This is a genomic window from Psychrobacillus sp. NPDC093200 (genome assembly GCF_050280345.1).
Taxonomy (GTDB): domain Bacteria; phylum Bacillota; class Bacilli; order Bacillales_A; family Planococcaceae; genus Psychrobacillus; species Psychrobacillus faecigallinarum.
The window spans coordinates 229,873-252,501 of sequence record NZ_JBNNVC010000002.1; the positions used below are offsets into that span (position 1 = coordinate 229,873).

A 22,629-nucleotide genomic window follows, 5' to 3' on the forward strand; every position below is an offset into this window, starting at 1 on the left:
AGGAATTATATATGGCAATTGTTCATGGAACAGATCAAACCTTCTCACAAGAAGTTGAAAAAGGATTAGTATTAGTAGATTTTTGGGCAACATGGTGCGGACCATGTAAAATGATTGCTCCAGTTCTAGAAGAAATGGATGCTGAAATGAGCGAGAAAGTTAAAATCGTTAAAGTTGACGTAGATGAGAACCAAGCGACTGCAAGTCAATTCGGTATCATGTCAATCCCAACATTAGTGTTATTTAAAGATGGTCAGCCAGTAGACAAAGCTGTTGGTTTCCAACCAAAAGAAGCACTAGTTCAATTCGTTGAGAAAAACGCATAATAATAAAAACCGGGTCCTCTAAGGCGCCCGGTTTTTTTAAACAGGTGATGAGATGAACGAACTAATTCAACAGAAATGTGCAATCCTACCAGATCAACCGGGCTGTTATTTGATGAAGGATCGAAAAGGCACTATTATATATGTAGGAAAAGCAAAAGTATTAAAAAATCGTGTAAGATCTTATTTTACCGGTTCACATGATGGAAAAACTCAAAGATTAGTACAAGAGATAGTGGACTTCGAATATATCGTTACATCGTCTGAGCTAGAGGCATTGATCTTGGAGCTCCATTTGATCAAAAAGCATGATCCAAAATACAATATCATGCTCAAGGACGATAAGACGTACCCATATATAAAAATTACAGGGGAAAAGAACCCAAAGCTAATTATTACAAGACAAGTAAAAAAGGACAAAGGGAAATATTTTGGACCCTATCCAAATTCCCATTCTGCCCATGAAACGAAAAAGCTGCTGGATAGACTATATCCATTAAGAAAGTGTCAAAAGCTACCTAGTCAAGTTTGTCTTTACTATCATATTGGTCAGTGCTTAGCTCCATGTGTAAAGGAAATTGATGAACCAACATACACAGAAATAATTCACGAAATCTCTAGTTTCCTTAATGGTGGACATGGAAAGGTCAAGAAAGAACTGACAGAAAAAATGAATGCTGCAGCGGAACAGCTTGAGTTTGAACGAGCTAAGGAATACCGCGATCAAATTGCCCACATTGATCAAGTTATGGAAAAACAAAAAATGACGATGAATGATTTCACGAACCGTGATATTTTCGGATATTCAGTAGACAAAGGGTGGATGTGCGTCCAAGTCTTTTTTGTGCGCCAAGGTAAACTGATAGAAAGAGATGTGTCGCTATTCCCGATGTATCGTGACCCGGAGGAAGAGTTTCTTACGTTTCTAGGCCAGTTTTATGCCAAACCTGAACACATCAAGCCAAAGGAAATATTCGTCCCAAATACTACCGATTTGGATTTGGCGTCTGAGCTGCTGCAAATGAAGGTCATTATTCCACAAAAGGGAGCAAAAAAGAACTTAGTAGATCTGGCTCAAAAAAATGCTTCAATTGCATTGAAAGAAAAATTTCACTTAATCGAACGTCAAGAGGAGCGGACAGTTGGGGCTGTAGAGGAATTAGGTCAATTGATGGGAATTAGCATGCCAAGCAGAATCGAAGCATTTGATAATTCACATATCCATGGGACAGATGCAGTTTCAGCCATGGTAGTTTTTGTTGATGGCAGAGCATATAAAAAAGATTATCGTAAATATAAAACTAGAACAGCAGCCAAGCATGATGACTATGGAGCGATGCGCGAGGTTGTTCGAAGAAGATACACAAGAGTACTAAAAGAAAGACTGCCACTTCCTGACCTTATCATTATTGATGGTGGTAAAGGACAAATAGAGGCTGCTCGCGAAATTATTGAAGATGAATTGGGCTTAGATATACCTATTGCAGGACTAGCCAAGGATACGAAACACCAAACTTCTTCTTTGCTTTATGGTGATCCCTTAATGATTATACCTATGAAGCGAACTAGCGAGGCATTCTATTTATTACAAAGGATTCAAGATGAGGTCCATCGTTTTGCTATCACATTCCATCGTCAACAAAGAGGGAAGCATACTATTGCTTCTTCATTAGATGGAATAGAAGGAATCGGACCAAAGCGAAAAAAACTACTACTCAAGCATTTTGGCTCCGTTAAACGAATGCAAGCTGCATCTAAGGAAGAGTTAATCGAATCTGGGCTTCCTAGTAAATTAGCAGATAATCTAATTGCTCATTTTCAGAAAAATTTATTGTCTTCTGAATAATCTTGTGTTATCTTTAAAACAATTTAATATTCACTATTCAAACAGTGAAGATAGAGGTGCGAATTGCAATAGTACTAATCATGAGGATGAAAGATCCATTGAGGGGTTAGGAAAGGGTTGTTCGCCGAAATATAGAAAAGCTTTTCCTTTTCTATGTTGGTTCTGTATTTAAGAGATGCAGGATTGTCAGAATATATATTCTGGAGGGCTATCTCACATGGGCAATTGTTTTTTGACCGTGTATGAGAAGAGTTAGCTTTCCGCAATCTTGTGGAAAGCTTTTTTTATTGTATCCTGACAGAGACAAAAGGGGAGATAGGTTAATGAGTAAAATTGTTATGAAATTTGGCGGAACTTCTGTAGGCACTCTCGACAAAATAACGAATATCGCAAAAAGGATTCAAAATGAAAAAGAAAAAGGCCACGATATTGTAGTAGTTGTTTCTGCAATGGGTAAAACAACTGATGATTTAAATTTGTTGGCAAGTAAAATCACCGATAGTCCTGTAAAAAGAGAGATGGATATGTTGTTGTCAACAGGGGAACAAGTGACGATGTCCTTGCTTGCAATACAATTGAACTCACTTGGTGTGGAAGCCCTATCTCTCACAGGTTGGCAAGCAGGCATCCAAACAGACGATGTACATAGAAATGCGAAAATCAGTCAACTAAATGGCAACAAGATAAATGAATATCTTGATGGTAATCAAGTAGTAATTGTCGCAGGATTTCAAGGGATTTCTTTGGAGGGGGAAATCACTACCTTAGGAAGAGGAGGATCAGATACTACTGCCGTCGCTATTGCAGCTGCGATAGATGCAGAAATATGTGATATTTACACAGACGTAGATGGCATTTATACTTCAGATCCTCGTTATATATTAGATGCTAGAAAACTAGAGCAGTTGGAATATGATGAGATGTTAGAGTTAGCCAATTTAGGCGCTGGAGTATTGCACCCCCGAGCAGTGGAGTTTGCAAAAAATTATAAAATACCACTTAGAGTACGATCAAGCTATGAAGAAACAGAAGGAACAATTTTAAAGGAGGAAGTAGATGTGGAAAAAAATTTAGTAGTACGTGGGGTAGCGTTTGAATCAGATATAGTACGTTTGACTATAGAGTATGAAGTGCCTTTTAATGGTTCGCTAGCTTCCATTTTCACTACACTCGCTAATAATAATATAGACGTAGACATTATTGTCCAATCAATCGTTGAGGGCATTAAGCCAACAGTTTCGTTCTCTATCAAAAAGGAATCACTTTCAGAAGCAATTGAGGTTTTAGAAACAAATAAAAAAACTTTAGGTTTTACTTTTGCTGATTTTGAGGTTGGCCTAGCTAAAGTATCGATAGTAGGATCGGGAATGGTATCTAATCCAGGTGTTGCTGCCCAAATGTTTGACCGTCTTAGTAGGGAGAACATACCTGTCAAAATGGTAAGCACCTCAGAGATTAAAGTTTCTGTAGTAGTACCTCAGGGGAATATGATCCAAGCTGCTAATGCCCTTCATAATGAATTTGAATTGGCTATCAGCCGATAATTCTATATTTAAAGAGGATTGTCGTTTTACCTACAATCCTCTTTTTTGTATACATGCTGTTTTATCGCGAACTTTTTAAATCCCATTTTATATGAAAAGTGACCATTCCAGTTTTTTTGACAAGCTCATCATAGCACTCGGTCTCATAGCCGCCAATTTTTTGTTGCTGCTCCGCAAGAAAACCTGCCTCTAGTCTATGACTTCTGTTAATCCCACTTTGAGGCAAATTAAAGGTTTCTAATATGTAATGAGCCGAATCCTTCGAAGTTTTTTCTAATTCAAGCTTTCCCCAACCAGCTTCTTGGAAGAAAGAGATGGCTTCTTCCATTGAATAGAGAGGAAATTTACGAGCGAGGTCTTTACCTGCCCAGTATAAAATATCTTTTTCATGTTTTCCGAGAATAGAAGCAAGCACGTGATCTCTTATTATTTCGTATCCAAAGGAAGTTACATGTGAATGTTCTTTTTCATTCAAGTAGCAACCCTTCTTTCTAAAAGAAAATGTAAATAAAAAACTATGAATCTATTTTAACATAAAATTTTTCTCGGGGATGGAATACTTTGTGAAAAGTTAATCTAATCATTATAGGGAAATGTGTCTGAAAGATGAATAAAATAAAGAAACATACCTTGACGCTCCAAAATGATGAGAGTACAATGGATATGTCATAAATTCGTAACAAGAAGGTGTGAACATGTGATGATTTATTGTTCTATTACAATAATTTAATCATCGCTAATTGGAAATCTGAGGGGGGTTACTGTTTTGTCGAAAGATCGCGAATTTTACATGCGTCGATTACATTCTTTACTAGGGATTATTCCAGTCGGATTATTTTTGACGCAACATTTAGTAGTTAACCATTTTGCTACAAGAGGAGAAGAGGCTTTTAACAAAGCTACTCATTTTATGGAAAGCCTTCCATTTGTGCTATTGCTGGAAATTTTCGTAATTTATATTCCTTTATTATTCCATGCATTTTATGGTATCTATATTGCATTTACTGTTAAGTATAATCCAAATAGATATGGCACATTAAGAAACTGGTTATTTATTTTACAACGATTCACAGGTATTTTCCTAGTGGTGTTTATTGCATGGCACATTTTTGAAACACGTTTCCAAAAAGCAATTGGTGCAAAAGAAGTTAACTTCAATATGATGAATGAAATCTTATCGAATCCTTGGATGTTAGCGTTTTATATTGTTGGGGTAGTTTCAGCTACATTCCACTTAGCTAACGGTATTTGGTCATTCCTTATAAGCTGGGGAATTACACAATCACCAAAATCTCAAAGAATTTCAACTTATGTAACATTAGTAATCTTCTTAGCGTTATCTGTAGTTGGTGTACAAGCACTTTTAGCATTCGTATAAGACCCTTCTACACCTAAGCTACTATAAATTTAAGGAGTGAAATAGCATGGCAAAAAGTAAACTTATTGTTGTCGGCGGTGGATTAGCTGGCTTAATGGCAACAATGAAAGCTGCTGAAGAAGGCACACAAGTAGATCTATTCTCATTAGTTCCTGTTAAACGCTCACACTCTGTTTGTGCTCAAGGCGGTATTAACGGAGCTGTAAATACAAAAGGTGAAGGTGATTCACCTGCAGTGCATTTAGATGATACTGTATATGGTGGAGACTTTTTAGCAAACCAACCCCCAGTTAAGGCAATGGCTGATGCCGCTCCAGGAATCATCCATTTATTTGACCGTATGGGTGTTATGTTCAACCGTACTCCAGAGGGCTTATTGGACTTCCGTCGTTTTGGAGGAACTTTAATGCACCGTACAGCATTTGCTGGTGCAACAACTGGTCAACAATTACTTTATGCGCTTGATGAGCAAGTTCGTCGTTATGAAGTAGAAGGATTAGTAACGAAGTACGAAGGCTGGGAATTCCTGGGTATTATAAAAGACCATGAAGGTACTTGTCGCGGTATTAAAGCGCAAAACCTTAACTCATCTGAAATCCGTGCTTTCCGTGGAGATGCAGTAATCATGGCAACAGGTGGACCTGGGATCATCTTCGGTAAAACAACTAACTCTATTATCAATACAGGCTCTGCAGCAAGTATCGTATATCAACAAGGAGCTTACTATGCAAACGGGGAATTCATTCAAATTCACCCAACTGCAATCCCTGGAGATGATAAACTACGTCTGATGTCAGAATCAGCTCGTGGTGAGGGTGGACGTATTTGGACATACAAAGACGGCAAACCATGGTACTTCCTAGAAGAGAAATATCCTGCATATGGTAACCTAGTACCACGTGATATTGCGACTCGTGAAATCTTTGATGTTTGTGTAAACCAAAAATTAGGTATTAATGGTGAAAACATGGTTTATCTAGATCTTTCACATAAGGACCCGCATGAATTAGACGTTAAACTTGGTGGAATTATTGAAATCTATGAGAAATTTACTGGGGACGATCCTCGTAAAGTTCCTATGAAAATTTTCCCAGCAGTTCACTATTCAATGGGTGGATTATGGGTAGATTACGATCAAATGACTAACATTCCTGGTCTATTCGCTGCTGGTGAATGTGACTATTCTCAACATGGAGCTAACCGTTTAGGAGCTAACTCATTACTTTCTGCTGTATTTGGAGGAAGCGTAGCTGGCCCTAATGCAGTTAAATACATGAAAGGCCTTGCAACTCATGCAGAAGACTTGGATGCTTCAATTTATGAAAATGAAGTAAAACTTGAGCAAGAGAAGTGGGATCAAACACTAGCTATGAAAGGTACAGAAAACGCTTACCTAATTCATAAAGAACTAGGCGAGTGGATGACCGATAACGTAACAGTAGTACGTTATAATGACAAGCTAGAAGAAACTGATAAGAAAATCCAAGAGTTAATGGAAAGATACGAAAATATTAACATGGATGATACGCAACGTTGGTCTAACCAAGGTGCCTCATTTACGCGTCAATTGAAAAATATGTTATACTTAGCACGTGTTATCACGTTAGGAGCACTTCAACGTAATGAAAGCCGTGGAGCACATTACAAACCTGATTTCCCAGAACGTAATGACGAAGAATTCATGAAAACTACTATGGCTAAGTTTGATCCAGCTACAGGGGCTCCAATCATTCATTATGAAGAAATTGATGTATCACTTGTTGCTCCTCGTAAACGTGATTACTCATCAACGAAAGGAGCAAACTAATTATGGTGACGGCAACTGAAACCAAAAAAGTTCAAATAGAAGTATACCGTCAAGATACTCCTGAATCTGATCCCTACTGGGAAAAATTCGAAGTTAATTGGCGTCCAAATATGAACGTAATTTCCGCTTTAATGGAAATTCGTCAAAGACCAGTGAACACAGATGGTAAAGCTACTACTCCAGTAACTTGGGACATGAACTGCTTAGAGGAAGTTTGTGGAGCATGTTCTATGGTTATTAACGGTCGTCCACGTCAATCTTGTTCAACACTTATTGACCAATTGACTCAACCGATCAAATTAGCACCTATGAGTACTTTCCCTGTTGTACGTGACCTTCAAGTAGATAGAAGCCGCATGTTCGATGCTTTGAAAAAAGTAAAAGCATGGGTTCCAATTGATGGTTCTTATGACCTTGGAGAGGGTCCACGTATGCCTGAACGTAAACGTCAATGGGCTTACGAATTATCTAAGTGTATGACTTGTGGTGTATGTTTAGAGGCTTGTCCAAACGTAAATGATAATGCTTCATTTATCGGGCCAGCACCACTATCACAAGTTCGCTTGTTCAATGCTCATCCAACTGGAGCTATGAATAAGGACGAGCGTTTGAATGCAATTATGGGAGACGGAGGCCTTGCAAACTGTGGTAACGCACAAAACTGTGTTGTTGCTTGTCCAAAAGGTATTCCACTTACAACTTCTATCGCTGCATTGAACCGTGATACTACAGTTCAAATGTTCAAAAACTTCTTCGGAAGCGACAATATGGTTGACTAATATAGATAGAAAAAGCCTAGAATTTAAGATTCTAGGCTTTTTCTTATGGGGAAAATCTTAGATTACCGTGAGTAATGAGCAGAGTTGTTTATGACCGTTCAACGCAGGTTTATGACCGGATAGAAAAATTTATGACCGTTCGCCGTAGGTTTATGACCGGATAGAAAAATTTATGACCGTTCGCGAAATTTTATAACCGGATAGAACTATTTATGATTGGAGTCGCTAAATAGCTGTAACATTTTAAAATTTTATTTCTAAGCATTAGTTAGATTTTTAATTTTCTGATATAATTAAATGAATGGCTATTCATTTAATGGATATAGGCTAACTATTTTATAAAGGGGATTATTAGATGAGAGCAGCATACATAGAAAACTTAGAAGCATGGGAAAAGGAATTTTCATTTTACTCAGAGGTGAGTGTACGGTTTTCAGAAACGGATATGTACGGACATTTAAATAATACGGTTACTTTTGCATACTTCGAATACGCGCGTATTGAATACTTCAAAAATATAATGCTTATGAATGACTGGCTAAATCCTAAAGGGGATAAGATACCAGTTGTTGCCGATTTACAATGCGATTACCAGAAGCAAGTCTTTTTTGATGAGAAGCTTCGGGTTTATGTAAAAGCTAATTCCGTTGGGGGATCATCAGTTGATATACATTACATGGCAAAGAATGTAAAAGGGGAAATCGTATTCACAGGTAGAGGCTCTATCGTCCAAATTGATAAAAGAACTGGAAAAGCTGCAAAATGGACGGAAGAGGAAAGAGAAGTTTTTCAAAAGAGTATCAGCTAGCCGTCACCTACCATCCCCTTGCTACATACGTTAGTAGGAGAGTGGATAGGGGGCTATGGCATTGTACGATGGTAATCAGCAACGATCAATATTGACGAGCAGAGAGCGTCAAATATTTCAGTTATTAGTAGAAGATAATTCTACAAAAGACATTTCAATTCAGCTGTCTATTAGTGAAAAAACAGTTCGCAACCATATATCTAATACGATACAAAAATTAGGTGTATCAGGTAGATCACAAGCAATTGTTGAACTATTAAGACTTGGAGAATTATCATTGAATTGATTTGAATCCTTGCCATTTTCCTCAGAACAAGTCACAATAATAAGTAGGACGCATTGTTTTGAGGAGTGAAGTTATTAATGGCAGAAGAAAAAAATCAAGTTGAGTTAAATCACGAAGATGTTGCTTTTTTAGAAAAAGAGCTTCGGCATATATCAGGGATTATCAAACAGAGAGGGCGACAAATCCTTAATTCTTATACGATAACGCCTCCCCAATTTGTGGCACTTCAATGGCTTTTTGAAATTGGAGACATGACAATCGGGGATTTATCTAATAAAATGTATTTAGCTTTTAGTACCACAACGGATTTAATTGACCGTATGGAGAAGAGCAAATTGGTCCAGCGAGTAAGAGACGAGCAAGATCGTCGTGTCGTACGGATACATTTATTAAAAGAAGGCGAACGAATCATCGAAGAAGTAATTGACAAACGACAGCAGTATTTAAAAGACGTGCTAAAACAATTTGATCAAGACGAAGCAACAGCATTATCAACTTTATTAGCAAAATTACATCAAGAGATGAAAAAGAACTGAGGAATTGACGTGAAAGCCCCAATCGGTGTGATAGACTCTGGTGTGGGAGGTTTGACAGTTGCAAAAGAAATTATGCGACTACTTCCCAACGAAGAAATTATTTATATAGGTGATACAGCTAGATGTCCTTATGGACCTAGAACTGGCAGTGAAGTTCGTAAATTCACATGGCAAATGGCAATTGCCTTGTCTAAAATGAATATAAAAATGCTCGTGATAGCATGTAATACTGCGACAGCAGTGGCTCTTAATTCACTAAGTAAAAAAATGCCATTTCCTGTAATTGGCGTTATTTTCCCAGGTGCAAGAGCAGCTATTAAGGCAACTAAAAAAAACGAAATCGTAGTCTTAGGTACAAGCGGTACTATTAAAAGTGGGGCGTATGAAGAGGCGATTGCTGCCTTAAATACATCAAGTAAGGTAATTCCCCTTGCTTGCCCTACTTTTGTGCCAATTGTAGAAAGTAATGAATATGAGGGTGATTTTGCTCACAAAATGGTTATAGAGGCTTTAGAGCCCTTAAAATCAGAGCATTTTGATACAGTAATCCTTGGTTGCACACACTATCCCTTACTACAAAAACATATCGAGAGTGTTGTTGGAAAGAACGTGCATGTTCTCTCCTCAGCAGAAGAAACTGCCCAGGATGTACTGGAGTACTTAGAGTATCATCATTTACAGAACCCTATTAAAGAAGCGAAGGAACCGATTTTCTATACAACCGGATCTGTTCCTATCTTTAAAACAATTGTAGAAAAGTGGTTAGAAATGTCGAACGCAGATGTTAGAACAATTTCATTTAATTGACCCTGTTAGGAGAATCCTCAAATAGCGGGGTTTTCTTTTGCTCAGGTGAGAAAAAGGAGAAAATTATGATTAGATTTGATGGAAGAGAATCAAAACAGCTTAGAAATGTAACGATTGAAACAAATTATTTAATGCATCCAGAGGGCTCAGTATTGATAACGGTTGGTAATACAAAGGTAATTTGTAATGCAACAATAGAAGATCGAGTACCACCTTTTTTAAGAGGACAAGGCAAGGGCTGGATCACTGCAGAATATTCTATGCTGCCACGTGCAACAGAATCACGCACTCAGCGTGAATCATCCAAAGGGAAGGTTACAGGTCGTACAATGGAGATACAACGTCTAATTGGACGAGCATTGCGCTCTGTAGTGGACCTAGAAGTAATAGGCGAAAAAACAATTTGGGTAGATTGTGATGTAATTCAAGCGGATGGTGGAACTAGAACTGCAAGTATAACTGGAGCATTCGTTGCTTTAACGATTGCATTAGGAAAACTTTATGAACAAAAGCAGCTGGCTAAGTTCCCGGTCGTAGAATTCTTAGCTGCAACAAGTGTAGGAATCGTCGATGAGATTGGTGTCGTTCTTGATTTGAATTATGTGGAAGACTCTTCAGCATCTGTTGATATGAATATTGTTCAAACTAGCGGCGGTGAGTATGTGGAATTACAAGGCACCGGAGAAGAAGCAACCTTCTCGAAAAAAGAACTGTTAGAGCTTCTTGAATTTGGAGAAATAGGTATTCAACAATTAATGGATATCCAACGATCTGCATTAGGAGACCTTGCATCTAAAATTGGAGAGAAAGGATCGATAACCGAATGAAAAAAATTATTATTGCAACAAAAAATAAAGGAAAAGCAAAGGATTTTGAAGCATTATTCAACCCATTAGGGTATGAAGTTCTGACTTTACATGACGTTGCAGAGGACATGGATGTAGAAGAAACAGGAACTACATTTGAAGAAAATGCACTTTTAAAAGCTACTGCCTTGGCTGAACATTTACAGTCAATCGTCATTGCAGATGACAGTGGGCTGGAGGTAGATGCACTGGATGGGCGTCCAGGCATCTATTCTGCTCGTTATGCTGGGGAAGAGAAGAGTGACGAGGCAAACATTACAAAACTGCTAGAAGAGCTTAGAGACACAAAAGAATCCGAAAGAACAGCCCGCTTCGTTTGCGTGATTGCTGTAGCATCACCAACTATGGAACCTTTTACTGTTAGAGGAACATGCGAAGGTGCCATTGCTCAAGAGAGAAAAGGAAACAACGGATTCGGATACGACCCTGTATTCTTTGTTCCATCCGAGAATAAAATGATGGCCGAGCTTTCAGCTGAAGAAAAAGGAGCAATTTCTCACCGAGGAAATGCTATCAAGCAATTACAATCCAAATTAACCGCTTTATTATAAGGTGGTGAATTTTCTTGAAAATATTGATTATGAGTGATACACATAAGGATACTGTAACGATGGAAGAGGTAATTCAAGTCCATCAAGATGAAGTACAAGCAATAATTCATTGTGGAGACAGTGAATTAGATGCCTCTTACTTTGAGGGGAAATCCATTTTCATTGTTGGAGGTAATTGTGATTACTATTCTAGCTTTCCCGAAGAGGAACTCATTACTTTGGACAATGAAAAGATTTTGGTCGTACATGGACATCGACACCAAGTAAAATCTACAATATTGCCACTGAGTTATAGAGCGCAGGAAGTGGGCGCTACTGTAGTCTGTTTTGGGCATTCTCATATGCTAGGTGCAGAGTTACAAAACGGTATCCTGTTCGTCAATCCTGGAAGTCTACATGAGCCAAGGGGACGCAAAGAAAAAAGTTATTCTATCGTAGAAAAGAAAGAAAACCTTTGGCAAGTTCTATTCTTTTCTTCGGAACATAAACTGATTGAAAATGTTAATTTAAAAACTTCTTGAAATACCGTTGACATTTTTTTGTTATGATTATATAATAAATCTTGTCTTTCCTATCTGTGTGGTGGGGGAGTACTTGGTCTCAGTAGCTCAGCTGGATAGAGCAACGCCCTTCTAAGGCGTCGGTCGGGAGTTCGAATCTCTCCTGGGACGTAATAAATGTAATTGAATAGGTTTTAAAAATGATTAAACGCTTTAAAATGTTGTTGTAACAACATTTTAAAGCGTTTTTTCTATTTATTTAACATTAGAGGATTTTATTATATTTTGAATACCAATACTACATATTTGTAACATATTCTATAGCCTACGTCTGTGTTGGAAGGGGAGTATCTAAAGATTTTTTTCCTCCTTTTTAGTCATTTCTTTTAACACTAGAAAATAATAATTAAATGCGTTTCTACATCTTTATGACCAGCCTTTTCGGATACAAATTGTACTATCACTCCTCATAACAATGTAAGCGAAATGTTTAGCATTCAGGAATTGATTATCAAATTTACTAGCAGGATTGTTTAATAGTTATATAGAATTATTTGATATCAAATCTTTGGAGGTGCTCACTTGTTTAAAACAATTGAAAATAGGATTGATACAATTTTTGTTCATGTGTCGGATTTAGAACGTTCAATAAAATGGTACAGTGAATTACTTGGGTTGCAAGTAAGAGAGGGGAATCATATAGGACCTGTATATACTTTAAATATGGGTGACAGACGCCCTGGAATAACCCTTGATAACCATATTTTTGAGGAAAATTATAAATTTATCCCATCAAATCAGCCACTCTTTAATCTTAGTGCTTCTGACATTAACGCAGCGTTTGCCCATGTCACTAAAATGGGTGCGGAGATAGTAACTGAAATTATTATTCATCCTGATTTAGAAGAGTTTTCCTTTAAAGATCCTGATGGTAATATCTTGATGGTATGTACTTGTATCAGTTAAATACAAGTGAGTGCTTTGGTTAAAAAGTAAGGTGATAATATTTAATTAAAACAATGTAGATTTCATGGTGGTTTACTATTTAAACTAACGAGGCAGTTTTTGGCGAAATTTTCTTTTCATTTGTAAAAGAAATTGTAGAAGAGGATTTCCAATACTATAATGTTTTTTATTATGGAATATAATGGTAAAATTGCACTGAGTTTACCCTCAGTGCAATTTTTTTACTTATAATATTCTATACACCATGTAATAGCATAAGCAATGCTGGAAGCCACTATTGTTCCTGCAAATAAATATATAGGAAATGCAGGATGAAGATAAATGTGACTTGTGAAAAGTATCATAATTACCATTGCCGACATTACAGTCAGTGTAAAAGTAACATGAGAAGCCTTGGTTGCTTTATTGGTGATGATCAACTCCCGTTCATCAGCTTCTTGAAACTCTCCGAATTTCAAAAGGATGTCAGCCCGTTTTCTTGGTTTCAATTTTACAGACAGAATGGAGTGGAGCAACATTAACAAGATGCTGATTATAAATGGCCATAAACTAAATTTCACGTTAACTAAAAGTATTTCACCGTTTGCCAAACCCCGTTCGAATTCGTCCATTAACCAGATGTTTTCAAACGCAAATGCCACTGCATATGCAAATACGCTTATAACAATGATCTTGCTGATACTTTCAAATAAAACAATCTTCACTTGCCATCCCCCTTATAAAAGATTTTCTCAATCGGCTCCTGAAATACTTCAGATATATTCATTGCCAATAACAGCGAAGGGACATAGGTCCCTTTTTCCAGTGAGACAATGGTTTGACGTGTTACACCTACTTTTTCCGACAAGTCCTTTTGCGTAAGGTTGGATCTAGCCCTCAGTTCTTTTAATCGATTCTTGACCTCCATTTTTTCCCTCCCGCGATTCATTTCATTAAATGTAAAGTATACCGGACATAAAGTAAAGTATTTCTTACCTTGAAATGGATTTCAATTTAATTGCCAAGGTTTTCGACCACATCATTTCTGATAATTAGTAATGAACTATATATTTAGGGAATGAGTGATAAATAAATCAGTTGAGAATTTTAAAAAGGATGAGTAGTGGTGAAATTATGAAACAGGAGAGTTTTTTTAATTAATTGACTTATCGTATACATTTGTATACAATAACATTAGTATACAAATGTATACGATTGGAGGTTCTTAAATGAAAAATGAATCCCATAGAGGTAGACGTGGTGGCCGTTGCGAAGAAGGAAATGAACAGGAAGGTAAGCATGATTTAAGAAGAGGTGCCAAAACGTTTCGACGAGGTAGAGCTCTTGCCTTTTATGAAATGATGAATACCAAATCTACTTCTTTGAAGAAACAGTTAGAAACACCTGAATTGCAATCAATTAATCCAGTTTTAGTGGGTGAGTTGAAGGCGGTTGAGATGTTAATGGATGAGTTTGCACAGTTATTTGAATTAGTAGAAGTTGAAGAAAGTCAGGCGTCTGAGTCTGGTATAGAATCGCAGGATTTAGAAACAAAACAATAACTTTCAAATTTAATAGTAATATATCATGGAGGGATGACAATGTTCGTACAAATTCGCAAGTGGACAGTGACAGAAGGAAATTCAGATAAGGTGCTGGAGCGTTTCAAGAAAAAACCAGATCAAGGACCTTCTTTAATAGAGCAACGTGAAGGTTTTATCAGCCGTGAGCTGTTAGTGAAAAATGTTCGTCGCGGTGAGGAAGAAGTAGTGATGATTATACGCTGGGAATCTGAAGAAGCATGGAAGGCATGGGAGAAGAGCCCGGAGCATATTGCAGGACACAAAAATAAAATTAAAGAGCATGGTGGAAAACCACCTAAGCCTGAGTATGTGATCTCTACTGAGCATGGTAATTATTCAATAGTTGAATAAAATAATAGAATGTACACGAGCAAGTTGACTAAAATCAACTTGCTCTTTTTGTTTGGATTATATTATGAAATAGATAACTAAAGAAATATAAATTTAGTACATGATAATATATAATTGAATTTACAATATAAACCAATAAAGGGAGTGGGAGAATGGGCGATATTTTTAAAATTCCTAAAAAAATGAGGGGTTTATTTTATGCTATTATTATTTCTATTTTAATATTGCTTGTAGGTTGCTCACAAGGGAATTTAATTTCTACTGAACCGATTGATATTGGAGTAGTGGGTGAAGTGTCACTTCCTGAATACGATAATGTCACCTACACTTCTATCAGTGTAGAAGAACTATTGACTAATGATATTATAAAGGAAACATTTCAATTACTTGTAATTGGTGAGGATCATCTAGAGAGTGTATCAGAAAAAGAATATATTGATGCTTTTTATGAAAAGGAATTGAAAGTCCTATTCCTGAAGTCTGAAAAGGGACATATTCCTTTTATGGAGCCGGTCACACTTGATTTACCTAAAACCTATCATGATTACAATGATTGGCCAAGAAAAACAATAATATTAAAAGAGTATAAAAAAGACTCTCCCTTCACTTATAAGTCTATGGACTATAGTGATGAAGAAACATTTATTAAAGAGGACTTTGAAAATATCTTCCGTCGTTTTTACAAAGAAAATAGGTAAAGAACTTAGTTTGTTTTTTAAATTGAAGGGCGTATTCGTGATTCTATTCCGAATACGTTCTTTTTTTAGATAAAACATTAAGGGAAGCTAGCATTCATTTCCATCAAGCCTGAAAGCAATAGCAAAGTGAAAATGATAGGGATTAAATTATTAATTTGAATATTTAAGTCAGTTTGCTATAAAAAATTTAATTTGCAAATTTACATTTCATCCTTATAAACACTTCGAAAGTTGTCAAAACTGGTAAGTATTATAAAACGTTAGAAGGTATGAAAATGAAAAGAGTCGGACCGATTAGTATTATACATATTGTTGCCTTGTCAATGACTATGATTGGGCTTAAAAATCATGTGACAATTTTACCTCCCATTTTAAAAATTGGAGGTAGAGATGGATGGATGTCCGTCATTTTAGCAACGATTATTATATTTGGGTGGATTTTTCTACTTTATTATGTTCATAAACAAATAGGTCAGCAAAAGTTAACCCAATGGTTAAAAGAAGCGATAGGTCCCAAAATGAGTACCCTATTTCGATATGTTGTAAGTATTTTCTTAATCGTATTGGCTGCAGTAACGATGCGAGAAGCTATTCAATGGATGAAAACAACATTTTTACCTACCACGTCAATTCTTGTTTTATTAATAATTTATATTGTTTTGTGCATCCTATTAGCTACTACTAACATTCAAACTATAGCAATCCTAAATGTTATTGTTTTATTTGGTGTTTTAGTATTAGGTTTTTTTGTAGCATTCGTCAATATTCAAGTGAAAGATTATTCATTATTAAGACCATTTTTGGAACATGGATGGGAGCCCGTGATTAAAGCGACTGTTTATCCTGCGGCCGGATTTGTAGAATTGGTACTGCTTCTATTTTTACAGCAGCATATGAAGGAAAAGATGAAATGGTATCATTTTGCCATTATATTGTTTTTGTTAATGGGGCTAACTTTGGGACCATTACTTGGCGCTATTACAGAGTTTGGACCAACAGAGGCAGGTAAACAAATCTATCCAGCCTATGAAGAATGGGGTTTAGTGTCAATCGGTCAGTTTATCGAGCATTTAGACTTTTTTTCAATCTATCAATGGTTGACAGGAGCATTTATACGCGTGGGACTTCTCCTATTCATTGCTATTGAACTGCTTAATATAAAAAAAGTTAAACATGTATGGTTTATCATTACTCCAGTGTTCATCGCAATATGCCTAGTTTTAACCATAATAAGTGACAATTTATTTCTTAACTTTAAAGGTAATTACTTTCTGATAATAACTTTCATATTCTTTTTTTTAGTATCCATTTTCTTGTTTATCGTAGCTTTATTTAATAAAAAGAAAAAGAAAAAGAAAAAGAAGAAGAAAAAGAAAAAGAAAAAACGTAGGGAAGTGAGTGAAGCATAGTGAAGCCGACAGAGGAAGCACTGGATCTTCAAACATACAAAAATCTATTTAAAAAGAATGCAGATGTAAATTTTCAATTGTATACCTATGGACAATTTAAAGTTCATTTTATCACCTGTGACTCTATGGTAAATCTTCAGCTTTTGAATGAAGTCATTGTCCCACGAGTACAAGAGACATGCACTCAGATAGAGCAAACATCGGTTGAGGAAACAATATTAGAGAAACTTCATATTCCTGAACTAAAAATACTAAACACAAAGGAAGAAGTTATCACAAAGCTATTTAATGGTTATTTAATATTATATTTTGAGGATGGAAATCTAACGTTTTCAAGCAATATTTCAAAGAAGCCCAATAGAAGTCCAGAAGAGTCCAGAATGGAAGTACTAATTAAGGGACCAAGAGATAATTTCATTGAGGATATATCGGTTAATATCGCCTTAATAAGAAAAAGATTGCCTACCAATTCTTTAAGTGTTGAGAAAATGGAAGTAGGTAAAAGGTCTAAGACAACCGTAGCTATCCTTTATATGGAAGACATTGCTAGTAAGGATATACTCCAGGATATTTTAGACCAGATTAATAAGATTGATATAGATATCGTCTTTGGTGGAGAGTTATTTATGGAAAGAGTGAACAAGAAGTCACTTATCTTTCCTAAAAATGATTATACAGGAAGGCCAGATTTTGCAATCCAAGCGTTAGTAAGGGGAAGGTTTCTAATATTAGTAGATGGAGTATCCTATGTTGTAATTACTCCTGTGAATTTATTTTTGCTGTTAAAGGCAGGAGAGGATATAGAATATCCAGTTGCTTTTAGCACGGCAGAAAGGGTGCTGAGAATAGTAGGTCTTATGATAGGCGTTGCATTACCAGCTTTTTGGTTAGCGTTGACTACATTTCATCAAGATCAAATGCCCTTTCAGTTACTGGCAACAGTTGTCCAAAACAATATGGGGCTCCCGCTGCCCTCTGCGTTAGAGATGCTTATAATGTTAGTCATGTTTGAGCTTTTTAGAGAAGCGGGTCTACGTTTACCGAGTGTTATAGGAGGAACTATCAGCGTAGTAGGTGGGCTAATAGTTGGGGACGCGGCAATTCGTGCAGGTTTAACAAGTCCGGCAATGATTGTTGTTATTGCTATATCTACTATCGCTACTTTTACACTTGTCAATCAATCCCTTGTTACTTCTGTTAGTGTTGTACGAATCATTATGATTCTCATTACATCTATACTTGGATTGTTTGGTTTTTTCGTCTCGTTGTATCTCTTGCTTCTCTACTTATCAAGCATGAGAATATTCGGTGTGTCTTATATGAATATTGCAACGGACCTCAGCTGGTCAACTATTAAAAAGTCTTTATTCAGGCCACGAGCTACTGAATATAAGGACCGTCCTCATTCACTTGATCCGCAGGATGCAACACGAACCGGAGGAGCAGAAGATGAAAAGAAGAATTAAACAATTATGCATAATCTGCTGCATCCTTCCTCTATTAACAAGCTGCTGGGACTCGGATGAGCCTAACAAAATTCGGTATATATACGGAGTAGGTATAGATTACAAAGACGGTAAATATGAGGTATTTGCTCAAATTGTAGATTTCGTTAATATTGCAAAAACAGAGCAACCAAATCAGGATGCTATCCAAGCGGAAGTTGGTAGGGCTAAAGGCAACACCGTAGAAGAGGCTTTCTTTGATTTATATCAATCCATGGACTTAAAACTATTTTGGGGACATATGACGTATTTAGTTTTTTCAGAAGAGGCATTAAAAGAAGGGCGAGCGAATACAATCATAAACTCTTTTTTACGATACCGAGAGATTAGATACCAAACGTGGGTTTATGCGACGAAAGATCCTGTGGAGGAAGTATTACTGCTTAATCCATTATTCAATAATGCAATGACGCGACTTAAGCTTGCAGACCCGATGAGCTCCTATCAGCAAGAGTCTTTTGTAGAGCCAATAGACTTTCGAAAACTAGTTATCCGATTAAATGAACCTAGCCATGAAGTGAACATTCCGTTTATAAAAATAGATGAAAAATGGAATTCTGAAAAAGAAAAAGATAAATTGCCAAAGTTTGATGGTGTAGGTGTTCTTACACCAAAGGATCTTAAAGGATTTATAACAGGGGATAAAATTAATGGTCTACAATGGATGTCCAAGGAAACAAAAAGAGGAGAAATCACAGTTCCTCGGGAGGATGAGTTTGTTACGATTGTAATAGATAATCTGAAAATAGATGTAGAGCCGAAAATACAAGGGGAAGAAGTAAAATTTGATATTAAATTAAATATGAACGCTTTGTTAAGTGGTTTTGAAGGTACAATAACAGAGAAGGAGGTACGCTCTTTTGTAAAGAAGCAAATAAAAAAAGAAGTTGAAGAAACTTACTTAGAAGCATTGGATATAGATGTGGATATATATCGACTGTCAGAATATATGTATCGAAAGGATCTAGAAGCTTGGAGAAAGATCCAAAAGGATGGAAAAGTACCGTTAACAGAGAACTCGATTAGTAATCTTACCGTAGATGTCAATAAGGTATACTCAGGTAGAAAATCATTCAGAGAAACTGTCGAATAGATTAATGATTATTTGATTAGGTGCAGAATCTCAGCAGGGAATTTTACAATATTTTAGAGGTAGTGCGATAGAGAGTAAGGATAAAGTTGAGTTCCTTTCCAATTATTTTATAAAAAAATTGAATTCCTCTTGACTTTATCCTATTATTATTAGATAATATATATTGTCTTTCCAATATTTTATTAAGGAAAGAAAATATTGTCTCAGTAGCTCAGCTGGATAGAGCAACGCCCTTCTAAGGCGTCGGTCGGGAGTTCGAATCTCTCCTGGGACGTACAGTTAAACACAATTCAAGCTTTGATGTGACAGGGCTTGATACAGATAAAGGATGCTAACACAGATTATAACACTGTGACAGTATCCTTTTTTTGTCCCTACACTGATTCTTCTATCTTAAATTTATGGAGGAATCAGTGTGACAAAGACAAACAGTATTTTTGAAGTAAGCAGGAAATTAGCTTATTTCAACTCGCAGTAAAGCAGCAACCCATAAAAAAAAGGTAACACTTAGAGATGTAATGGAGATCTTGTAGCAGTAAATGCAGTTAAGTGGATTTAGAGAAAGAACAATTACAGAATACAATGGATACATAAAACTGTTTAGAGATTACAAGAGTAGATTTTAAAAAGGATATTACAACAGATACAATGTAATTGTGGTTGAATCCCATGAGGTCATCCAATCAAACAAACCTTACAAACGACTAAATCATATCTAAGGTTAACATTGGTGGAATAAGTATAAGTTTTAGGAGAACATAATATCATGATAGATAAAAATAATGTAGTAATCCAAACCTATGCAGGTATTGATAATTGGATGAAAATTTTAAAAACATTGTAGTGTTAAGGCGTATTAGAACCAAACTGTGAAGTAACTTAGGATAGAAAATAAGGGCACCTAATAGGACAACAATATGAGAAAAAAACCTATATCTCGAGAGATATAGGTAAGAAAAATTTAACTTCAATCCGTTTTTAATAGTGAATAAATATTGATGTCTATTAAGTTTCCTTTTGATTTTTCGTATTGTCTTAATGTTCCTTCAAATGTGAAATTTAATTTTTTTAAAACGTTAATTGAATTTACATTTGCAGGTTCTATTTTGGCTTCAATTCTATTTATTTTTAATGTTTCTAGAGCATAATTACTCAACGTGTAAATAGCCTCTGTAGCATATCCCTTGCCCCAATAGGTTTTAGCAATTTCATAACCTATTTCGGCCTTCTCATTTTCAAAGTCTATCGAATTTAAACCACACGTGCCAATTATTTCACTGGATTCTTTTTCAATTATACAGAAACGAATAGCTTTGCTAGATTGAGCCAATTCCTTAAACATTTCAATCATTTCTTCTGCTTGAACTTCGTGTGTAAAGCTAGAGATGTTCATGAATTTAGTAACATCTGGGTCAGACCAAATTTTAAATAAGCTAGGTGAATCTGATGTTTCCATTTTCCTTAAATGTAATCTTTGAGTTTGTAGTTCATTTATCAATACTTTTACCTCCAATTTTTTAATCAGTTGGATGAAAAATATTGCCATCTGCGCATAGTTCAGTCCCTTCGAGTTTAGTTTTATTATACATTGAGTAAACAATTAAAGGAACTTTAAAATAGAAAATCACAGCTTTTGCGGGCACTAGGCCCTAGAATTTTAGGGTGTCCTTAAAAAGGTAAGGGTTAAAGAATGATGATACAAAGTTCGTAACATAGCGTCGCAAATTAGTGTTCAAATTGCCGATTATTGATATTTTTCGAGTGTATGTATTCTAAGGTACTACGCGCCGTCAGGTTATACACAATCAAAGACAAACAGTATTTTTGAAGTAAGCACAGAAATTAGCTTATTTCTACAAGGCAGTAAGGCAACAACCCATTAAAAAACAAGGTAACACTTAGAGATGTAATGGAGATCTTTTCGCAGCAAAATGTAAGTCAAATTTAGGAGATAAAATTTGTATTAGTTTAAGACTGAACTAAAGAAAGCGAGTGCATGGTGAATATACCAACCTAATATATTTATATAAGGTGCTTACAGGTTATAGTTTTCTTTTTTTAGTTAAAATTAAAAATATTCTAAAAATAAAAAGGGTTTTAACGAATAATGTAGAAATTAGAAGTGTAAGACAAAATATCAAGGAAATGGAAGTGTTTAATTCATGAAAAAGAAAAAATCGATGTTTTCAATTTTAGGTATTTTATTAGTTTTGAGTTTATCGTTTGGAACAAGTGCTAGCGCACAAGTACCTGCACCGGAAGCTGGCGGCGGTACTCCTATAAAATGCATTCCAGGTAAACCTTGCCCTATTGGACCGTAATGGTTTATTAAAGAACACCAAATTCTATCAAAATAGAATTGGTGTTTTTTTTATGTCTTAAAAAGTACAACCTCTCGATATTTTATTGGTAAAGAAAGTTCTATTGGAGATTAATCTTTTATTTTCTAGACCTACTCATTCCATTTCGTGTGATTGGTTTATATTCTTTGTTTTAGAAAAAAATTCAGTAAAGACTATATTTTAAAAGACCAACTTTTTAACTTATGTTTACAAAAATTCTCCGTAATTATATATCTATGTCTTATTTGAAGTTTCTTGGCGAAGTTGTCTAAGCTCTCGTAACACTTAATATACACTTCTGGAGATGGTTTTTCTATTTAGGAAACTTAATCCACCTTTAAGATAAATGAATGTGTATTACACCTTTTTTATTTGCCTCATATTATTTGTATATCTATCTTTCCATAAGAACAACATAATATGAATACTTAGAAAGGAGTGTTTAAATGCCAGATCGTAAGCCGCCACATGAGCAACTGACCGTAAAAGACAATGGATTGACTTCAACTCAAGAGGTTTTGTACCAGCAAGAATTTAAAAAGGCTGATAAAGCTACATCAAAAAATGATCAACAGAAAAGGTAAGTTAACTTACTTTTATAAAGAACACCATGCTTTTAAAAAGCGTGGTGTTTTTTGTCTTCTTGAAAATATTTTATTTTCCTGACACGAT

26 protein-coding genes, 2 tRNA genes and 1 riboswitch are annotated in these 22,629 nt (G+C 35.8%); of the genes, 24 read left to right on the forward strand and 4 right to left on the reverse strand.

The genetic code is table 11. The annotated features are described in order from the left end of the window. The first annotated feature begins 11 nt into the window (after nucleotides 1–11). The 3 genes from trxA (at nucleotide 12) to ACQKNZ_RS08770 (ending at nucleotide 3,713) form a co-directional block, all read left to right on the forward strand. Nucleotides 12–326: a thioredoxin gene (gene trxA, locus ACQKNZ_RS08760; RefSeq protein ID WP_144535532.1), complete on the forward strand. Its 315-nt coding sequence runs from the start codon at nucleotides 12–14 to the stop codon at nucleotides 324–326. 52 nt (nucleotides 327–378) lie between these two features. Continuing rightward, nucleotides 379–2,169, forward strand: a complete 1,791-nt coding sequence (gene uvrC, locus ACQKNZ_RS08765) for an excinuclease ABC subunit UvrC (protein ID WP_427659201.1) — start codon at nucleotides 379–381, stop codon at nucleotides 2,167–2,169. A 43-nt stretch (nucleotides 2,170–2,212) separates the two neighbouring features. Then, nucleotides 2,213–2,388, forward strand: a riboswitch (Lysine riboswitch). A 104-nt stretch (nucleotides 2,389–2,492) separates the two neighbouring features. Further along, nucleotides 2,493–3,713: an aspartate kinase gene (locus tag ACQKNZ_RS08770; protein WP_427659203.1), complete on the forward strand. Its 1,221-nt coding sequence runs from the start codon at nucleotides 2,493–2,495 to the stop codon at nucleotides 3,711–3,713. 61 nt (nucleotides 3,714–3,774) lie between these two features. Here ACQKNZ_RS08770 and ACQKNZ_RS08775 read toward each other — a convergent pair whose 3' ends face one another. After that, nucleotides 3,775–4,188, reverse strand: coding sequence for a YslB family protein (locus ACQKNZ_RS08775; RefSeq protein ID WP_191696790.1), 414 nt, complete (start codon nucleotides 4,186–4,188; stop codon nucleotides 3,775–3,777). Between the two features lie 291 nt (nucleotides 4,189–4,479). Between ACQKNZ_RS08775 and ACQKNZ_RS08780 the strand changes: the two genes are divergently transcribed. From ACQKNZ_RS08780 to ACQKNZ_RS08835, 12 genes are all read left to right on the forward strand, one after another. Next, nucleotides 4,480–5,091, forward strand: coding sequence for a succinate dehydrogenase cytochrome b558 subunit (locus ACQKNZ_RS08780; protein ID WP_151113595.1), 612 nt, complete (start codon nucleotides 4,480–4,482; stop codon nucleotides 5,089–5,091). Between the two features lie 46 nt (nucleotides 5,092–5,137). Further along, nucleotides 5,138–6,898, forward strand: a complete 1,761-nt coding sequence (sdhA, locus tag ACQKNZ_RS08785) for a succinate dehydrogenase flavoprotein subunit (protein WP_144535540.1) — start codon at nucleotides 5,138–5,140, stop codon at nucleotides 6,896–6,898. A 2-nt stretch (nucleotides 6,899–6,900) separates the two neighbouring features. Next, a complete protein-coding gene (gene sdhB, locus ACQKNZ_RS08790; RefSeq protein ID WP_186318036.1) occupies nucleotides 6,901–7,677 on the forward strand; it encodes a succinate dehydrogenase iron-sulfur subunit in 777 nt (258 codons plus the stop codon). Nucleotides 7,678–8,032: 355 nt separating this feature from the next. Continuing rightward, nucleotides 8,033–8,485, forward strand: a complete 453-nt coding sequence (locus tag ACQKNZ_RS08795) for an acyl-CoA thioesterase (protein ID WP_427659206.1) — start codon at nucleotides 8,033–8,035, stop codon at nucleotides 8,483–8,485. 61 nt (nucleotides 8,486–8,546) lie between these two features. Beyond that, nucleotides 8,547–8,771: a helix-turn-helix domain-containing protein gene (locus tag ACQKNZ_RS08800; RefSeq protein WP_225215939.1), complete on the forward strand. Its 225-nt coding sequence runs from the start codon at nucleotides 8,547–8,549 to the stop codon at nucleotides 8,769–8,771. 77 nt (nucleotides 8,772–8,848) lie between these two features. Beyond that, entirely contained in the window at nucleotides 8,849–9,307 is a 459-nt protein-coding gene (locus ACQKNZ_RS08805; RefSeq protein ID WP_427659209.1) for a MarR family winged helix-turn-helix transcriptional regulator, read from the forward strand. A gap of 9 nt (nucleotides 9,308–9,316) precedes the next feature. After that, a complete protein-coding gene (gene racE, locus ACQKNZ_RS08810; RefSeq protein WP_144535547.1) occupies nucleotides 9,317–10,114 on the forward strand; it encodes a glutamate racemase in 798 nt (265 codons plus the stop codon). A gap of 65 nt (nucleotides 10,115–10,179) precedes the next feature. Then, complete coding sequence (gene rph / locus ACQKNZ_RS08815) at nucleotides 10,180–10,941, forward strand: ribonuclease PH (RefSeq protein WP_427659211.1); 762 nt, start codon at nucleotides 10,180–10,182, stop codon at nucleotides 10,939–10,941. Further along, nucleotides 10,938–11,531: an XTP/dITP diphosphatase gene (locus tag ACQKNZ_RS08820; protein WP_144535551.1), complete on the forward strand. Its 594-nt coding sequence runs from the start codon at nucleotides 10,938–10,940 to the stop codon at nucleotides 11,529–11,531. Before rph ends, ACQKNZ_RS08820 begins: the two co-directional genes overlap by 4 nt. Before the next feature lie 14 nt (nucleotides 11,532–11,545). Further along, nucleotides 11,546–12,052, forward strand: coding sequence for a metallophosphoesterase family protein (locus tag ACQKNZ_RS08825; RefSeq protein ID WP_154310488.1), 507 nt, complete (start codon nucleotides 11,546–11,548; stop codon nucleotides 12,050–12,052). 76 nt (nucleotides 12,053–12,128) lie between these two features. Further along, a tRNA-Arg gene (locus ACQKNZ_RS08830) sits at nucleotides 12,129–12,202 on the forward strand. A 411-nt stretch (nucleotides 12,203–12,613) separates the two neighbouring features. Then, nucleotides 12,614–12,997, forward strand: coding sequence for a VOC family protein (locus ACQKNZ_RS08835; protein WP_427659214.1), 384 nt, complete (start codon nucleotides 12,614–12,616; stop codon nucleotides 12,995–12,997). 221 nt (nucleotides 12,998–13,218) lie between these two features. Here ACQKNZ_RS08835 and ACQKNZ_RS08840 read toward each other — a convergent pair whose 3' ends face one another. Both ACQKNZ_RS08840 and ACQKNZ_RS08845 read right to left on the reverse strand, forming a co-directional pair. After that, nucleotides 13,219–13,701 (reverse strand): hypothetical protein, encoded by a 483-nt coding sequence (locus ACQKNZ_RS08840; protein WP_144535555.1) that lies wholly within the window; start codon nucleotides 13,699–13,701, stop codon nucleotides 13,219–13,221. Further along, a complete protein-coding gene (locus ACQKNZ_RS08845; RefSeq protein WP_144535557.1) occupies nucleotides 13,698–13,904 on the reverse strand; it encodes a helix-turn-helix transcriptional regulator in 207 nt (68 codons plus the stop codon). Before ACQKNZ_RS08845 ends, ACQKNZ_RS08840 begins: the two co-directional genes overlap by 4 nt. 301 nt (nucleotides 13,905–14,205) lie before the next feature. On the opposite strand from ACQKNZ_RS08845, the gene ACQKNZ_RS08850 reads away from it, so the two are divergent. The 7 genes from ACQKNZ_RS08850 (at nucleotide 14,206) to ACQKNZ_RS08880 (ending at nucleotide 19,889) form a co-directional block, all read left to right on the forward strand. Continuing rightward, nucleotides 14,206–14,538, forward strand: a complete 333-nt coding sequence (locus ACQKNZ_RS08850; RefSeq protein WP_340844576.1) for a hypothetical protein — start codon at nucleotides 14,206–14,208, stop codon at nucleotides 14,536–14,538. A gap of 39 nt (nucleotides 14,539–14,577) precedes the next feature. Next, nucleotides 14,578–14,910, forward strand: coding sequence for an antibiotic biosynthesis monooxygenase family protein (locus ACQKNZ_RS08855; RefSeq protein ID WP_144535561.1), 333 nt, complete (start codon nucleotides 14,578–14,580; stop codon nucleotides 14,908–14,910). 182 nt (nucleotides 14,911–15,092) lie between these two features. Beyond that, nucleotides 15,093–15,608: a hypothetical protein gene (locus ACQKNZ_RS08860; RefSeq protein ID WP_427659217.1), complete on the forward strand. Its 516-nt coding sequence runs from the start codon at nucleotides 15,093–15,095 to the stop codon at nucleotides 15,606–15,608. A 275-nt stretch (nucleotides 15,609–15,883) separates the two neighbouring features. After that, complete coding sequence (locus ACQKNZ_RS08865; RefSeq protein WP_427659219.1) at nucleotides 15,884–17,017, forward strand: endospore germination permease; 1,134 nt, start codon at nucleotides 15,884–15,886, stop codon at nucleotides 17,015–17,017. Then, complete coding sequence (locus tag ACQKNZ_RS08870) at nucleotides 17,017–18,483, forward strand: spore germination protein (RefSeq protein WP_427659221.1); 1,467 nt, start codon at nucleotides 17,017–17,019, stop codon at nucleotides 18,481–18,483. The genes ACQKNZ_RS08865 and ACQKNZ_RS08870 overlap by 1 nt, the downstream gene beginning before the upstream one ends. Next, nucleotides 18,467–19,615 carry a Ger(x)C family spore germination protein gene (locus tag ACQKNZ_RS08875; RefSeq protein WP_427659223.1) on the forward strand — a complete coding sequence of 383 codons (1,149 nt, stop codon included), beginning with the start codon at nucleotides 18,467–18,469 and terminating at the stop codon, nucleotides 19,613–19,615. Before ACQKNZ_RS08870 ends, ACQKNZ_RS08875 begins: the two co-directional genes overlap by 17 nt. A gap of 200 nt (nucleotides 19,616–19,815) precedes the next feature. Next, nucleotides 19,816–19,889, forward strand: a tRNA-Arg gene (locus tag ACQKNZ_RS08880). A 693-nt stretch (nucleotides 19,890–20,582) separates the two neighbouring features. Here ACQKNZ_RS08880 and ACQKNZ_RS08885 read toward each other — a convergent pair. Continuing rightward, complete coding sequence (locus ACQKNZ_RS08885; protein ID WP_427659225.1) at nucleotides 20,583–21,113, reverse strand: GNAT family N-acetyltransferase; 531 nt, start codon at nucleotides 21,111–21,113, stop codon at nucleotides 20,583–20,585. Between the two features lie 664 nt (nucleotides 21,114–21,777). Here ACQKNZ_RS08885 and ACQKNZ_RS08890 point away from each other — a divergent pair. Next, the gene (locus ACQKNZ_RS08890) at nucleotides 21,778–21,936 is read left to right on the forward strand and encodes a hypothetical protein (protein WP_427659227.1); all 159 of its coding nucleotides are present in this window, start codon (nucleotides 21,778–21,780) and stop codon (nucleotides 21,934–21,936) included. Between the two features lie 467 nt (nucleotides 21,937–22,403). After that, nucleotides 22,404–22,541, forward strand: a complete 138-nt coding sequence (locus ACQKNZ_RS08895) for a YfhE family protein (protein ID WP_144535575.1) — start codon at nucleotides 22,404–22,406, stop codon at nucleotides 22,539–22,541. Nucleotides 22,542–22,629: the final 88 nt, after the last annotated feature.

What these genes read in the sequence shown, in the direction of transcription:
- trxA (WP_144535532.1), top strand. Translation starts at nt 12, where the DNA reads ATGGCAATTGTTCATGGAACAGATCAAACCTTCTCACAAGAAGTTGAA.
- uvrC (WP_427659201.1), top strand. Translation starts at nt 379, where the DNA reads ATGAACGAACTAATTCAACAGAAATGTGCAATCCTACCAGATCAACCG.
- ACQKNZ_RS08770 (WP_427659203.1), top strand. Translation starts at nt 2,493, where the DNA reads ATGAGTAAAATTGTTATGAAATTTGGCGGAACTTCTGTAGGCACTCTC.
- sdhA (WP_144535540.1), top strand. Translation starts at nt 5,138, where the DNA reads ATGGCAAAAAGTAAACTTATTGTTGTCGGCGGTGGATTAGCTGGCTTA.
- sdhB (WP_186318036.1), top strand. Translation starts at nt 6,901, where the DNA reads ATGGTGACGGCAACTGAAACCAAAAAAGTTCAAATAGAAGTATACCGT.
- ACQKNZ_RS08795 (WP_427659206.1), top strand. Translation starts at nt 8,033, where the DNA reads ATGAGAGCAGCATACATAGAAAACTTAGAAGCATGGGAAAAGGAATTT.
- ACQKNZ_RS08805 (WP_427659209.1), top strand. Translation starts at nt 8,849, where the DNA reads ATGGCAGAAGAAAAAAATCAAGTTGAGTTAAATCACGAAGATGTTGCT.
- rph (WP_427659211.1), top strand. Translation starts at nt 10,180, where the DNA reads ATGATTAGATTTGATGGAAGAGAATCAAAACAGCTTAGAAATGTAACG.
- ACQKNZ_RS08820 (WP_144535551.1), top strand. Translation starts at nt 10,938, where the DNA reads ATGAAAAAAATTATTATTGCAACAAAAAATAAAGGAAAAGCAAAGGAT.
- ACQKNZ_RS08845 (WP_144535557.1), bottom strand. Translation starts at nt 13,904, where the DNA reads ATGGAGGTCAAGAATCGATTAAAAGAACTGAGGGCTAGATCCAACCTT.
- ACQKNZ_RS08850 (WP_340844576.1), top strand. Translation starts at nt 14,206, where the DNA reads ATGAAAAATGAATCCCATAGAGGTAGACGTGGTGGCCGTTGCGAAGAA.
- ACQKNZ_RS08855 (WP_144535561.1), top strand. Translation starts at nt 14,578, where the DNA reads ATGTTCGTACAAATTCGCAAGTGGACAGTGACAGAAGGAAATTCAGAT.
- ACQKNZ_RS08860 (WP_427659217.1), top strand. Translation starts at nt 15,093, where the DNA reads ATGAGGGGTTTATTTTATGCTATTATTATTTCTATTTTAATATTGCTT.
- ACQKNZ_RS08865 (WP_427659219.1), top strand. Translation starts at nt 15,884, where the DNA reads ATGAAAAGAGTCGGACCGATTAGTATTATACATATTGTTGCCTTGTCA.
- ACQKNZ_RS08875 (WP_427659223.1), top strand. Translation starts at nt 18,467, where the DNA reads ATGAAAAGAAGAATTAAACAATTATGCATAATCTGCTGCATCCTTCCT.
- ACQKNZ_RS08890 (WP_427659227.1), top strand. Translation starts at nt 21,778, where the DNA reads ATGAAAAAGAAAAAATCGATGTTTTCAATTTTAGGTATTTTATTAGTT.
- ACQKNZ_RS08895 (WP_144535575.1), top strand. Translation starts at nt 22,404, where the DNA reads ATGCCAGATCGTAAGCCGCCACATGAGCAACTGACCGTAAAAGACAAT.